Origin of the sequence: Marinimicrobium sp. UBA4509 (genome assembly GCF_002388575.1) — a bacterium.
GTDB lineage: Bacteria > Pseudomonadota > Gammaproteobacteria > Pseudomonadales > Cellvibrionaceae > Marinimicrobium > Marinimicrobium koreense.
Map to the genome: position 1 here is coordinate 1 of NZ_DGMV01000076.1, position 14250 is coordinate 14250.

Consider the following 14250-nt stretch of genomic DNA (forward strand, 5'->3'; position numbering starts at 1 on the left):
TCTACCTTATAACTGACTACTCGAACTCAACGAATTCACGGCACGCTCCCGCAGGTCGGGTTAGCGAAGCGTAACCCGACAGCAACCACCAACACCAACTCGTAAACCACGGAGGGTTTATGCAATACCGACGTTATTATCACCCCGGCGCTGCCTATTTCTTCACCGTCGTCACCGCAAGACGACGCCCTCTATTTGATCATCCCAGTGTTGTTGGCCTACTCAGACAGCGTATTCGACAGGTCAAAATCCAATACCCGTTTGTTCTCGACTCAATAGTCGTACTACCGGATCATCTACACTGTATCTGGGTTCTACCTGAGGATGACAGTGATTTTTCAATCCGTTGGCGCCTGATAAAGTCGGGACTAAGTCGAACACTTCGGGAGTCCTTTGGTTTGACCGGACCGTTCTGGCAGTCACGTTTTTGGGAGCATTTTCTGAGAGACGAGCGGGATTGGCAGAGGCATAGAGATTACATACACTTTAATCCGGTTAAACATGAATTGGTGAGACGGGTGCGGGACTGGCCGCATTCAAGTTTCCATCGGTTTGTAGAGCGAGGAGAATATCCTGAGGACTGGGGCGGCGTTGTGCCGGATCTTAGGGGAGTGGGAAAGGAGTGAGTTTTGAGTGTGACGTTGTACGATGACGCTTTTGGCGTTTTTAGCTACTAACACCGTTGCTGTCTCCGTGGGCTGTCGGGTTACGCTTCGCTAACCCGACCTACTCGAACCTGAAGATTCCACGGCAAGTTCCAGTAGGTCGGGTTAACCGAAGGCGTAACCCGACAGCTGCTGCCTTTACGTGGATCAGGACTGTTTCTTGATCTTCTCGTCCTGAGTCAAACCTTCAACGACCTCAATGTGGATGCCGTTGGATAGCCCCACCTCGACGGGGCGTTTTTCAAACACCTGATCGGCGGTTTCGACTTCGACAAAATACTCATCGCCCTCAATGATCAGATTACCCTCGTTGATGGCCAACACGTCTTTGCGTTCGGCCAGAACAATATCCGCATTGGCACTGTAATTGGCTCGTAGAAACACCTGGTCTTCCAGGGTCACGGCGGCGCGGATTTCGAATTTGATAGTGCCCTGATCTTCTTCACCTTTAGGAGCAATGTGCTCCAGGGTCGCATCGAAGGTCTCGTCCTGCAGCGCGCCCACATGCAGAATCAGTGACATGCCCTCTTCGATTTTACCGACTTCCGCTTCGTCCACCTTGCCCTCGAAAATCATATCGCTCATGTCGGCCATCACGGCGACCGGTGTACCCGCTCCGTAGGTGCTGGATTCAACGATAAACGCACCTTCCTTATTGGGAATATCCAGGATCATGCCATCGACCGGTGCGCGGATCACGTTGGACACCAGATCGGAATCGCTGGTGGCGCCCTCGCTGATCAGCAGCAGGTGATTTTCTGCCGAGCGAACCGCTTCGCGCTTGAGCTCGTAGTCCAACTGGAACCGGCTGAATTCCGAGGCGGGAATCAGCCCGCTTTCAAACAATTTGCGCTGTCGGTCCAACTCCTCTTCAGCGTTGGCCAGGCTGATCCGTGCGGAGTCGAGTTGGGACTCGGCGTTGTTCAGCATCACCATACTGGGAGCCAGGGTGATGCGCGAAATCAGATCGCCCTTGCGTACCGTCTGTCCGGCAGTGACATACACGGTGTCCACCACGCCGGACACCTGGGAGGTCACGTTGACCTCCTTGCGGGGAACCACCCGGCCGGTGGCCACGGTTTTCTGGACAATGTCCATTATCGCAGGCGCGTCCGTTTCGTAGGTCACCGGCTTGGCCTGGGATTTGTTGTACAGAAATACCGCCGTGCTGATAAAGATCAGTGCGATAAACCCGAGCAGAAGAACTGTGAATACCTTTTTCATGGTGACGATCTCGTAGTGAAGCAAACGTGAAAATTATTCGTCCTGAAGGGCCGCGATCGGATTGACGCTGGCCGCTTTGGCGGCGGGGAGCAACGCCGCAATGACCCCGGAAACGATCAACACGGCCAAGGCCATCAGCGCTGTGGTGAAATCCACTTCCGGATTGCTGAACATGCCGGCCCGGCCGCCGCTGGCCGCGAGCAGGGCATTGACGCCCTCCAGCAGCAGGACGCCCGCCACCAGACCGGTGTAGCCGGCCACGGCGGTAATGAAGATGGACTCCTGCACGATCATGGCCACGATGGACGTAGGTGTTGCGCCCAGCGCCTTGCGCAACCCGATTTCCCGGGTGCGCTCCCGAACCACGATCAACATGATGTTGCCCACACCCAGGGCGCCGGCCATGATGGTGCCGATGGCCACAAACCAACTGAATACCTGAATGCCGGTGAACAGCCCGTTGATCTTGTCGAACTCGGTCTGCAGGTTGAAGCTGCCCAGCACGCCGACATCATCGGGCGCCACCTGCTTGCGTTCGTGCAAAAATGATTTGACCTGCTGCTCGACGTTGGCGGCGTGAACGCCCGGCTTGGGGATTACCACCATGCTGCCGATCCAGGCGGTCTGGTTGAAGGTCTGGCGCAGCGTATCGTTGGGCATGTAGATACGCTCTTCCTCGCTGCTGTCGGGCTCGGTCGAGGTGCTGGCGTACACGCCCACTACCTGAAAGCTGATGCCATCGATGGTCAGATACTGTCCGACGGCCGCTTCGCCCGGCGCGAACAGTTGGTCCTTGACCCGTTGGCCGATGATCACCACTTTGCGCCTTTCCCGGTCGTCGAGCGTGTTCAGATAGCGCCCTTCCACAACCCGCTGCCTAAAAATTCCGGCCATTCCGGCCATGGCGCCCTGAACGGAAAAACTGCCACTGTTCTGTTCGTACACGGTGTAGGCCGGTGAACCGCCCCAGATGCCCACACTGTTCTGGGGGTAGAGACGATCGACGGTGGGAATATTGTCGCGAATCGCCGGAAAATCGTCGGGTCGCAGTATGATCTGGCGGCCAATGGGCATGCCTTGATACGGCACCTGAGTGCGTCCCTGAGACCAGATCCACACCGCATTGGGTACGCCGCGAAAACCTTCCATCACGCCGTTCTCGAGTCCCTTGCCCGCGCCGAGCAGCACGGTCAGCATGAAAATGCCCCAGAACACCCCGAAGGCGGTGAGCCCGGTGCGCAGTTTGTGCTGGCGCAGGGTGATGAAAATTTCCTGCCACTTTTGGGTATCAATAATCACTGGTGGCTACTCCGCGCGCATGGCTTCAATGGGCATGATTCGGGCCGCTTTCAGCGCCGGCACCAGACCCGCCAGGGCACCCACAATCACCAGCAATACGATGGCAGTGATCGCCGCCTGGAAGTTGACTTCCGGGTTCTGAAAGAACGGCAGGTTGGCGCCCACTGAGCGCAGGCCGAAGGCCATCAGTTCGATCAGTCCCACGCCCAAGACCAGCCCGGCATAGCCGGCGATACTGGTGACCAGAATGGATTCCAGCAGCAGCGTCTTCACAATATTGAACGGCGTTGCGCCCAGGGCTTTGCGAATGCCGATTTCCCGGGTGCGCTCTTTTACCGTAATGATCATGATGTTGCTAACACCCACAATACCGGCGGTGAGCGTGCCCAAGCCGACAAACCAGATGAAGGCATTGATCGCCAGGAAAAGCCCGTTGACCATTTTTGCGGGGCCGGCCATGTTGAAGGACTGGATTGCCCGGCGATCCTCCTCCGCCACCTGATGACGCTGCTTCAGCAGCTCAATCACCTGTTGTTCCACCTGAACACCGTCGTAGCCGGGTGCCGGCCGAAGCCACAGTGTCTGAATGTTGTCGCCGCCCCCGAAGACGGTGCGATAGGTGGTATCGGCAATGTAGATGCGCTCGGAGTCCTGGCCGCGGTTGTTCCGGTCGTAGAACACACCCACCACCGTCAGCACTACGTTGTTGACCGTGACTTCCTGGCCGACCGGGTCCGTTCCGGGGCCAAACAATCGCTCGACCACGGTGCGCCCGAGCAGACAGGATTTGCGCAACTGGGCCTGGTCAAGACGGTTCAGCTCGCGGCCGAAGTCGAATGGCTCCACGCCTTTGATGCGGAAAAAATCATCGGGGATACCGTGCAGGGAAAAACTGCCGGTTTTGTTGCCCGCACGAATACTGGCGTTATTGATGCGGTTTTCCGACGCGATAAACCCGACGCCGGGGACCTGACGTTTGATGGCGGACAGATCGGCGGTGGTGAGCTGAATGCGCCGACCCACCGACATGCCCTGATGGGCCACCGAGGTCGCCCCGGACCAGATCACCACAAAATCGCGCACGTCGGTACCGAAGCTGTCGTACACGCCGTTCTGCATGCCCCGGCCGGCGCCGAGTAGCAGGATCAGCATGAAAATACCCCAGAACACGCCGAAGGCGGTGAGCGCGGTGCGCAGTTTGTTCTGGCGCAGGGTGTAGAGAATTTCCTGTAATCCGTCCATGTCTGGCCTCGGCGCTCAGGCGTGTTCGAGGGCTGATCTGTGCAGATCGGCGGCGGAAATAATCTGGCCGTCTTTGAGCACAATCTGCCGCTCGGTCTGGTTGGCGACATCCTTTTCATGAGTGACGATCACGATGGTGTTGCCCAGGCTGTGCACTTCCTTGATCAGCGCCATGATGTCCTCGGTCGTTTTGCTGTCCAGGGCGCCGGTGGGCTCATCGGCGAGAATGACTTTGGGCTGGGTGACCAACGCCCGGGCAATGGCCACCCGCTGCTTCTGGCCGCCAGAGAGTTCGTTGGGCATGTGCAGGGCGCGGTCACTCAGCCCCACCATCTCCAGATAGCGGGCGGCCGTCCGGTTGCGCTCCTTGCGCCCGACATTCTGGTAGTACAGTGGCAGGGCCACATTCTCCAGGGCATTTTTGAAAGGCAGCAGGTTGAATGACTGAAAAATGAAGCCGAGCAACTGGTTGCGCATTTGCGCGGCGGTCTTCTGTTTCAGGTGGCGAATTTCCCGCCCGGCAAGGAAGTAGTCGCCCTCATCGTGAGTATCGAGAATCCCCAGAATATTCAGCAGGGTGGATTTGCCTGAGCCCGACGAACCCATGATCGACACCAGCTCGCCCTCGCGAATGTGCAGGTTGATGCCCTTGAGCACATGCAGGCGCTGGTCGCCGGTGGCGTAGTACTTGTGAATATTATCGAGTTTGATCATGACGCTGTCCGCAAATTGGCTTCCTGGCTAGATAGCCCAGACTGATACCTTGATGCCGACCGCTCCGAAAGGCCGGCGGCTGGCTTACCTGTTGTGCTCTGGGTTAGGACGCGAGCGGCAACGGGTTTGGATTCACAGTGGGCTGATTATTATCATCCGGTCAGCGAGACTATATCCCTTTTGGCTCAAACTAACCAGTGAGCACTAGTGGAACAGCCGCCAGTGAATCAGCGCCGTCCCGAGGGCCGCCACCAGAGCGGTACCGATCAAATTGAGCGCTAAACCGGCGGATGCCATCTGTTTGATCGATAGCTGGTTTGAGCCAAACACAATGGCATTCGGCGGGGTGGCCACCGGCAGCATGAAGGCACAGCTCGCGGCAATCGCGGCGGGCACCACGAGCGCCTCCACCGGCAGACCCAGGGCGATGGCCAGCGCGCCCAGCAGAGGGAGAAAGGCCGCCGTTGTCGCGGTATTGCTGGTGATTTCGGTCAGAAAAATGATGGTTGCCGTCACGGCCAAAACAATGACCGCGGTAGGCCAACGATTCAGCGTTTCAAGGCCCGAGGCAATGGCTTGGGCGAGCCCGGAATCCTGGATGATACCGGCCAGGGCCAGCCCGCCACCGAACAGCAGCAATACCCCCCAGGGCAGTTTCTGGCTGGATTCCCAGTCCATCAGGCGTGAGCCCTTCCCATCACCGGCGGGAAGCGCGTGCAGTGCAATGGCACAGGCAATGGCAATGCTGGTGTCGGTGAGCGAACCAGCGGGGAATACTCCGGCCAGCAGGGGCTGAAAAATCCAGGCCACCGCCGTCACGATAAACACCCAAGTGACCCGCTTTTCCATCCGCGTCATGGGCCCCAGCTCGTCGAGGCGCTGCCGGAACAGGTCGTGATCGGTTTTGTGATGCGGGGCGTCGCCGGTGCCGGCGGTCCGTCCGCGGGCCACCACATGGGCCAGCCACAGCCAGGCCGCCATCAGCATGGTCAGGCTGACCGGCAAGCCGATGATCATCCACTCGCCAAAGCCCAGTTCGATACCGTGTTGTTCGGACAGATAGGCGGCCAGCAGAGCGTTTGGCGGGGTGCCGATCAGAGTGGCAATGCCGCCGATACTCGCGGAATAGGCAACGGCAAGCAGCAGGGCTACGGCGTAGGGGTTGCCCGAACGGGCATCATCGACCCCTTTTACCTGAATGACCGAGAGCGCGATGGGTAGCATCATGATCGCGGTGGCCGTATTGCTGACCCACATGCTCAGAAAGGCCGTGGCCAACATGAAGCCCGCCAGTTCCCGGGCCGGTGTGCCGCCCATGGTGGACAGAATCCGCAGTGCCATTCTCTCGTGCAGACGCCAGCGTTCCATGGCCAGGCCCAACACAAACCCGCCGAGAAACAGGAAGATCAGCGGGTGGGCATAATCGCGGGTTACCGCACCGGGCTCGACCAGACCGAGCAGTGGGCCGAGCACAATCGGCAGCAGCGCGGTGGCGGCCAGAGGCAATGTTTCGGCAATCCAGAACACGGCCATCAGCCATGCCAACCCCAGAGCGCGCCAGGCCTCGGTGGACAGACCGCCGGGGGCCGGAACCAGGGCCACCAAGAGCACGCCGGTGATCCCGAGCAGTAGACTGAGCCATTTTCCCTGGGTGGGTCGGATATCGGGCAAGATAGGCCTCTTTGAGTGGTTATGACCGGACATTGATTTTTCCTTTGGCATAGCGCCAAAAATGCACTAGCCTTAGAGGCTGTAGCCCGTTTTCAGCACAGTCTGGACGGGCCCTCCGGGCGAGAGCAGACCGCTGACGGCCCTCGAAGTATATACCTTGTATGCGCTTCGAGCCGTCTGAAGCAAGCCGGCGCTGGCGCCGCCCTATTCGATAAATGGCCAGCGGTGCTTTGGCAATGGCGACAAATGACCTCTCTGTGCAACAGCGCATACGCGCGCTGGAGAAGGAACTGGCAGAGCTGAAAGCCCAAGTGGCTTCTTCAGAGCCCGCCGGTGCGCTTTCCGAGGCGCAGGCATCGGATCGGTTGCCCAGCGCCCAGGATGCCCTGATTGCCGCCAAAACCCAGGCCGACCTGGCCAACCGCACTAAAAGTGAATTTCTGGCACGAATGAGCCACGAAATCCGCACGCCCATGAACGCCATCATCGGCCTGGGGCACCTGTTGGGCGACACCCCGCTGGACGACCAACAGCGCAGCTATCTGGACAGCATGGGCGCGGCGGCGGACTCCCTGCTTCATATCATTAACCAGGTGCTCGACTTCTCCAAAATCGAGACCGGTAAAATCGTCCTCGAATCCGCTCATTTCGATCTGGAGCAGGTGTTCGAAAAGCTCGCCCGGTTGTTCGAAGTCAGCGCCATCCATCGGCAGGTGGACATCACCTACGATCTTCACCCGGACGTGCCCCGCTTTCTCCGGGGCGATACCGCCCGCCTGAGCCAGATACTGAGCCATCTGGTCAATAACGCCATGCAATACTCCACCAGCGACCGGGTGCTGCTGAGCGTGCGTCAGACCCAAACGACGCCAGAGGGCGTCGAGCTGAAATTCTGCATCACCGATTTCGGTGTGGGAATGAGCCCGGAGCAGGTCGCGGCACTGGAAGCCAGTTTCGAGGCCATGGCCCGGGGCCCCCGGCAAGTGGGGGTGGCGACCAGCACGGGGTTGACCATCTGCTATCACCTGATCAAGCTCATGCAGGGCGAACTGGAAATCCAGACCGAGCCGGGCCAGGGCTGCCGGATCAGTTTTACCGCCCGGTTTGAGCACAGTCAGATCGGGGCCTGGACGCTGAAGGAGCGCCCGGATCAGTTTGAGCATCTTCGCGCCCTGATTGTCGATGATAATGCCCTGGCGCGGGAGATCATTGCACGAACCCTGCACAATATGCAGCTTCATGCCGACTGTGCAGCGTCGGCCGAGGAGGCGATTCACCAGTTACGCACGGCCGAACGGGCCGGCCGGCCCTACGATCTGGTGCTGATGGATTATCAGATGCCGGTAGTCAACGGCCTGGAGGCCACCGAAGTGCTCAAGGCAGATCCGGAACTGGCCCATACACCCCAGGTCCTGCTGATTTCATCCTACCACCGCGATGAAATTTTCGACGGCGAGCAGAATGCCGAACTGGTGGATGGGTTCCTGAACAAGCCCGTCAGCGAATCGCGGCTGTTTGACGCACTCAGTCAGCTGTTCAGCGGCCATCTCAACGCCCAGGCCACCAACGCGCCCGGCGCGGAGGTATCCCTGGCGGGGTTGAGTGTCTTGCTCGCGGAAGACAACAAGGTGAACCAGCAGGTGGCCCAGGGCATTCTGCGCAAGCGTGGTGCTGAAGTGACACTGGCCGCCACAGGCCGGGAGGCGCTGGATCAGTTCTATCGGAATGTGGATCATTTCGATGTCATATTGATGGACCTGGAAATGCCCGACATGGATGGCTATGAGGCGACCCGGCGGATTCGCGCCGGCGACCAGCGCCCGGACATTCCCATCGTGGCCCTGACCGCTCAGGCACTGCGGGGCGACCGTGAGCGCTGCCTGGCCGAGGGCATGAACGACTACATCAGTAAACCCATCAAACCGGCCCTGCTCTACCAGACCCTGTTCGAGGTGGTTCAGGCGGCAACCACACCCCAGGGCAAGTAATGGGCCTACGCTCAGACGTCATTGAACTCGATCATAGTGATGGCGGGCTCGACCGGAAACAGCTCAAGCGGCTCAAACAGCGTTTTCTCGATCTCAATCGGGTGCGCCACCGGCGCATGCTCGAGGGCCTGAGCGACCGTCAGCAGGACCTGGTGGTTCTGCTGCCGCTGCTGTTTCACGTCAACCACCCCATGTTGCCCGGTTACGTCTCTGGCACCACCCCCGCCGGTCTCAGCGGTTACGAACCCGACCGGGATCAGATCCGCCTCGCCCGGGGGTTGGCCCGCAGCTTCCACTATCAGCGCGACGTCAGCGCCCGCGCCTGTGACATCGACGCGCTGTTTGTCATGGGCAGCGTCGGCACCATCGCCCAGAGCGAAGGCAGTGACCTGGATGTCTGGGTATGCCACCGGCCGGGCCTGGAGCGCGAGGCGCGCGATCAGCTCCGGCGCAAGTGTCGCCAGCTGTCGCTCTGGGCGGAACAGCAGGTGCGCCTGGAGGTACACTTTTTTCTGATGGAGCCCGATCAGTTCCGCACGGGTCAGCTGGGCCAGCTGTCGGCGGAAGGCAGTGGCTCCGCCCAGCGGTTTCTCCTGCTGGATGAGTTCTATCGCACCGCCCTGTGGCTGGGCGGCAAGCTACCTTTGTGGTGGTTTGTGCCCGGTACCTGTGAGCGCGACTACGCCGCCTACACACAAACCCTGCTCGGGCAGCGGTTCCTGCGTGCCGCCGAGGTGATCGACTTTGGCGGCCTGCCGGACATTCCCACCGATGAATTCGTGGGCGCGGGCATCTGGCACCTCTATAAAGGCATTGAGTCGCCCCACAAATCGGTCTTGAAACTGATGCTGCTGGAGGCCTATCTGCAGGGGCAGGATCGGCGTCCGTTGGCGCTGACCTTCAAAGAGGCGGTGTATCAACAGGCGCCACACCCGGATCGCCTCGACGCCTATGTGATGATCTACCGGCGTTTGGAGCAGTACCTGATCGATACGGGTGACGTAGGAGACCGCCTCAACCTGGCCCGCCGTTGCCTGTACTTTAAAGTGGACAAACCGCTGACCCGGCCACCCCGCAGTGGGCGCAAGTCCTGGCAGCGGGAGCAACTCGAGCAACTGGTGGCGGAGTGGGGGTGGAGCCACACTGAGCTTCAGCGGCTGGACCAGCGCCGGCACTGGAAGGTGCCTGATGTCATGGAGGAACGACGCCAACTGGTGGCGGAGCTCAGTGCCAGCTACCGGCTGATCAACGCGGTCAGTAAGGCGTCCACCGAAACCCGGATCAGCGATGACGAGCTGATGGTCCTGGGGCGCAAACTGCACGCGGCGTTTGAGCGCAAGGCGGGCAAGGTGGAGTGGCTCAACCCCGACATCTCCCAGGACATCGCCGAACCGGCGTTGATCTTTGTGGAAGAGCCGGACACGAGCCCCGAGGGGGCCCGCTTCTGGGCCGTGTTTCGCAGCCGGGATGGCCAGCCGGACGGCCCGCCCCTCAAGCGCGCGCGCTATCTGGGGGAGCTGCTGCTGTGGACCTATGGCAACGGCGTGCTCGGCGCCGGTGCCTGGTTTGATGTGCAGGGCGAGCGGGTCAGCCTGACCGCCCCCCAGCGCCAGCAACTCTGGCAATGGCTGCATCAGTGGCTGCCCTTGCCGCTGGTGACCCGGGCCCACGAGCCTTTCCAGCGGGCCGCTCGCGCGGAACGCCTGCTGCTACTGTTTAATCTGGGCGTCGAGTCCCAGGCCAATCTCCACGAGCGGGGCCTGCAGATGCTCAGTGCCCAGCGCGATGCCCTGGATTTCAGCGGCCTGCGCGACAATCTGGTACTGACCCTAGATCTGGTCCAGATCAACAGTTGGCGCGAAGTGCTGTGCCGTCACTATGACGACGATGCACTGATCAACGGTCTTCAGTATTACCTGCGCCTGGCTCCTCCGGGACGGGGGCTGGCCCCGCCGGAGGTGACCATCCGCTGCCTGGGAGCCCAGGGTAACCTGGTGGTACAGCGTCTGGAGGAGCTCTGGCAGGATCTGGTCGGCTGTTATTACTCCGGCACCCGTCCCGCCAGTAGCCGCTATGTGCTGGAAACCGCCGAAGGCTATGTGCTGATCCAGTTCCTCCAGCAACAACCCCACGTCACCCGTTATGGCAGCTACGATGCCCTGATCGACAAGCTGACCAATGCGCAACTGGAATACAGCCCCATCGTGGTCGATCGGCACGCCCTGAAAAATCGTCCTCTGAAACTGATGGCCGACCAGGCTCGCGAGCCGGGGGTCTATCTGTTTTATCAGGTGCAGGAAGAGGAGGCCGAAGTGACCTTGATTGATGAGCTGGGGTCTCTGCTGGTGATCCGGCTCTCGTTTTTCAGCCACACGACGCTTCTGCGTCCCCTGCATCATTTCCTGCGTTCCGTCGTGGCCCGTCAGAGCGCCAGCGCCGATCAGGGAGGAGACGCGACGCCCCCGGTTCGGCTGTTTGAGCTGTGTGGCCGGGTGGATCAGGGTCGCGGCTACCTGGAGGAACGTGCCAGCGCCGGAGACCTCAGCCGGTTGACCTTCACCAACATTCAGGTGATTGCCGAGCCGGCTCCGGACGGCGATATCCTGTACACCGTGTACTGTAACGACCGGGAGTTCTCCGCGCTGGATTATGGGGACGAGCTGTTCAGCGAAGTGGCGCGCTATATCTTGTCCATGCGTCGTGCCAAAGAGCGCTATCCCTGCTATATCACCGACCTGGACCTCAGTCAGTGCCGGGACCTGTTGGCGCCGCAACTGGGGCTTCAGCTCAGCCACTACCTGGACATCAAGGCCCAGCTGGAACAGCGGCTCAACAGGGCGCTGATGGATCTGTAAGCGCGTGTGTTAAAAACCGTGAGACCCGTGGAAATTTGTGCGGGCGCAGGGTAGGCTATGCCGGGGTTCGTCATACAAGTTGGGCGGCCTTCCCCAGGTGGTACCTATGAAGAGTCACCGAATCGCTCAGATCGGCAATTCGTATTAGCGATGTTTGATCCACCGGGTCAATAATATAACGAGACAGAGATGTAACTATGGCAGACAACCACTACGACGCAATTGTGGTCGGCTCCGGCATCAGCGGCGGCTGGGCCGCCAAAGAGCTGACCGAAAAAGGCCTGAAAGTGCTCCTGCTGGAGCGCGGCCGGAATATTGAACACGTCAAGGACTACAAGAACGCCACCAAGGAAGTCTGGGACTACCCGCACCGGGACAAGCCCACCCAGGAAATGATCGAAAACTACCCGGTCCTCAGCCGGGACTACCCGCTCAATGAGTCCACCTTCGGGATGTGGGCCGACGAGCAGAAAAACCCTTACATTGAAGAAAAGCGCTTCGACTGGTACCGCGGCTACCATGTGGGCGGTCGCTCCCTGCTGTGGGGCCGCCAGAGCTACCGCCTGGCGCCGGCGGACTTTGAAGCCAATGCCAAAGAAGGCATCGCCATCGACTGGCCGATCCGCTACAACGACATCGCCCCCTGGTACGACTATGTCGAGAAGTTCGCCGGCATCGCCGGAACCCGGGAAGGCCTGGACATTCTGCCCGATGGCCAGTTCCTGCCCCCGATTCCGCTCAACTGTGTGGAAAAAGACGTGGCGGCGCGTATCGAGAAGGCGTTCGGCGGCAAGCGGCACATGATCCACAGCCGGGTGGCCAATATCACCGAACCCAAGCCCGAGCAGGGCCGGGTCAACTGCCAGTACCGTAACAAGTGCTGGCTGGGCTGTCCTTTCGGCGCCTACTTCAGCACCCAGTCCTCCACCCTGCCGGCGGCCATGAAAACCGGCAACCTGACCCTGCGGCCCTTCTCCTTGGTGAAAGAAATCATCTACGACAAGGACAAAAAGCGGGCCAAGGGTGTGGAGGTGATCGACACCGAAAACAACCAGACCTACGAGTACACCGCCGACGTGGTGTTCCTGAACGCCTCGGCCTTCAACTCCACCTGGATTCTGATGAACTCCGCCCGGGATGTCTGGGACGGTGGTCTGGGCAGTAGCTCCGGGGAGCTGGGCCACAACGTCATGGACCACCATTTCCGGGCCGGCGCCAGCGGCCAGGTGGAAGGTTTTGACGACAAATACTATTACGGCCGTCGTCCCGCCGGTTTTTATGTCCCGCGTTTTCGCAACGTGGGCGGTGATCAGCGTGATTATGTACGCGGCTTTGGTTACCAGGGCTCCGCCAGTCGCCAGAACTGGGATCGCAACATCGCCGAGTTTGAGGTCGGCGCCGATCTCAAGCAGGCACTCAGCGAACCGGGCGCCTGGAACATCGGCATGATCGGTTTTGGTGAAATTTTGCCCTATCACGACAATCGCATCTCCCTGAACCACAGTGTCACCGACGCCTGGGGTCTGCCAGTGCTGGCGATGAACGTCGAGATCAAGGACAACGAAAAGAAAATGCGCAAGGACATGATTCAGGACGCGGTGGATATGCTCGAAGCCGCGGGTGTGAAGAATGTTCAGGGGGGCGACTGGGGCTACGCTCCGGGCATGGGCATTCACGAAATGGGCACCGCCCGAATGGGCCGGGACCCGAAAACCTCGGTGCTCAATGCCCACAACCAGGTGTGGGACGCGCCCAACGTCTACGTCACCGACGGCGCCTGCATGACCTCCGCCTCCTGCGTAAACCCGTCCCTGACCTACATGGCGCTGACCGCCCGGGCGGTGGACCACGCGGTGAATGAACTGAAGAAGGGGAATTTGTGATGAATCGACGTGAACTCCTCAAACTGATCACCGCCGCCACCGGCACCGCCATGATCGGCAGTACCGGGGTCATCGCCGGTTGCGCCTCCAAAGAGGAGGCGGCCCCGAGCCTGAGCTTCACCGAACAGGACGTGTTCCTGCTCGATGAAGTGGCGGAAACCATCCTGCCACGCACCGACACCCCGGGGGCCAAAGACGCCGAAGTGGGCCAGTTCATGACCGTGTTTGTCCGGGACTGCTACACCGAGGCCGAGCAGGCCATCTTCCACAGCGGCATGGAGCAATTGAACGCCGCGGCCAACGAGCAGTACGGCAGCGACTTCATGAACCTGAGCGGCGAGCAGCGCACCGAGTTCATTCGCGCGCTGGATGCCGAGGCAAAAGCGGTGGCCGCCGCCGGCACCACACCGCCGCACTACTTCACCATGATGAAGCAGCTGACACTGTTCGGCTTCTTCACCTCCCAGGTGGGGGCCACCCAGGTGCTGCGCTATATCGCCATCCCCGGCCGTTACGATGGTTGTATGCCGCACGAGGAAGGCGACCGGGCCTGGGCGACCTGATTCAGGGTCAGGTAACGGCGGATGCGCAGTCTAATCGCTGCGCTCAGCCCCTACGCATGGCTGTGGGGTCGGTTTGGTTGCGGCGGATGCGGCCTTCTGCCTTATCCGCCCTACGGGTGGCACGGCAGTTCGCGTAGGGCGGATAA

10 protein-coding genes are annotated in these 14250 nt (G+C 60.3%); 5 read left to right on the forward strand and 5 right to left on the reverse strand.

What is annotated here, in order from left to right:
* The first annotated feature begins 119 nt into the window (after positions 1–119).
* Entirely contained in the window at positions 120–626 is a 507-nt protein-coding gene (locus B3520_RS14275; protein WP_286807232.1) for an REP-associated tyrosine transposase, read from the forward strand.
* A gap of 186 nt (positions 627–812) precedes the next feature.
* Here B3520_RS14275 and B3520_RS14280 read toward each other — a convergent pair whose 3' ends face one another.
* From B3520_RS14280 to B3520_RS14300, 5 genes are all read right to left on the reverse strand, one after another.
* Entirely contained in the window at positions 813–1889 is a 1077-nt protein-coding gene (locus B3520_RS14280; protein WP_286807233.1) for an efflux RND transporter periplasmic adaptor subunit, read from the reverse strand.
* Positions 1890–1922: 33 nt separating this feature from the next.
* On the reverse strand, positions 1923–3188 hold the full coding sequence (locus B3520_RS14285) for an ABC transporter permease (RefSeq protein ID WP_286876337.1): 1266 nt from the start codon (positions 3186–3188) through the stop codon (positions 1923–1925).
* 6 nt (positions 3189–3194) lie between these two features.
* Positions 3195–4430, reverse strand: a complete 1236-nt coding sequence (locus B3520_RS14290; protein ID WP_024461718.1) for an ABC transporter permease — start codon at positions 4428–4430, stop codon at positions 3195–3197.
* 15 nt (positions 4431–4445) lie between these two features.
* Positions 4446–5144, reverse strand: coding sequence for an ABC transporter ATP-binding protein (locus tag B3520_RS14295; RefSeq protein WP_123638710.1), 699 nt, complete (start codon positions 5142–5144; stop codon positions 4446–4448).
* 204 nt (positions 5145–5348) lie between these two features.
* Complete coding sequence (locus B3520_RS14300; protein ID WP_286807235.1) at positions 5349–6815, reverse strand: SLC13 family permease; 1467 nt, start codon at positions 6813–6815, stop codon at positions 5349–5351.
* 257 nt (positions 6816–7072) lie between these two features.
* On the opposite strand from B3520_RS14300, the gene B3520_RS14305 reads away from it, so the two are divergent.
* The 4 genes from B3520_RS14305 to B3520_RS14320 all read left to right on the forward strand — a co-directional run bounded on the left by B3520_RS14305 (position 7073) and on the right by B3520_RS14320 (position 14104).
* A complete protein-coding gene (locus B3520_RS14305) occupies positions 7073–8803 on the forward strand; it encodes a response regulator (RefSeq protein ID WP_286807236.1) in 1731 nt (576 codons plus the stop codon).
* The gene (locus B3520_RS14310; protein ID WP_286876338.1) at positions 8803–11658 is read left to right on the forward strand and encodes a class I adenylate cyclase; all 2856 of its coding nucleotides are present in this window, start codon (positions 8803–8805) and stop codon (positions 11656–11658) included. The genes B3520_RS14305 and B3520_RS14310 overlap by 1 nt, the downstream gene beginning before the upstream one ends.
* A gap of 197 nt (positions 11659–11855) precedes the next feature.
* Entirely contained in the window at positions 11856–13541 is a 1686-nt protein-coding gene (locus B3520_RS14315) for a GMC oxidoreductase (RefSeq protein WP_286876339.1), read from the forward strand.
* Complete coding sequence (locus B3520_RS14320) at positions 13541–14104, forward strand: gluconate 2-dehydrogenase subunit 3 family protein (RefSeq protein WP_286876341.1); 564 nt, start codon at positions 13541–13543, stop codon at positions 14102–14104. The genes B3520_RS14315 and B3520_RS14320 overlap by 1 nt, the downstream gene beginning before the upstream one ends.
* Positions 14105–14250: the final 146 nt, after the last annotated feature.

Bases quoted from the DNA above. Each gene is read 5' to 3' on its own strand.
- B3520_RS14275 (WP_286807232.1), top strand. From the start codon at position 120: ATGCAATACCGACGTTATTATCACCCCGGCGCTGCCTATTTCTTCACC.
- B3520_RS14280 (WP_286807233.1), bottom strand. From the start codon at position 1,889: ATGAAAAAGGTATTCACAGTTCTTCTGCTCGGGTTTATCGCACTGATC.
- B3520_RS14290 (WP_024461718.1), bottom strand. From the start codon at position 4,430: ATGGACGGATTACAGGAAATTCTCTACACCCTGCGCCAGAACAAACTG.
- B3520_RS14295 (WP_123638710.1), bottom strand. From the start codon at position 5,144: ATGATCAAACTCGATAATATTCACAAGTACTACGCCACCGGCGACCAG.
- B3520_RS14310 (WP_286876338.1), top strand. From the start codon at position 8,803: ATGGGCCTACGCTCAGACGTCATTGAACTCGATCATAGTGATGGCGGG.
- B3520_RS14315 (WP_286876339.1), top strand. From the start codon at position 11,856: ATGGCAGACAACCACTACGACGCAATTGTGGTCGGCTCCGGCATCAGC.
- B3520_RS14320 (WP_286876341.1), top strand. From the start codon at position 13,541: ATGAATCGACGTGAACTCCTCAAACTGATCACCGCCGCCACCGGCACC.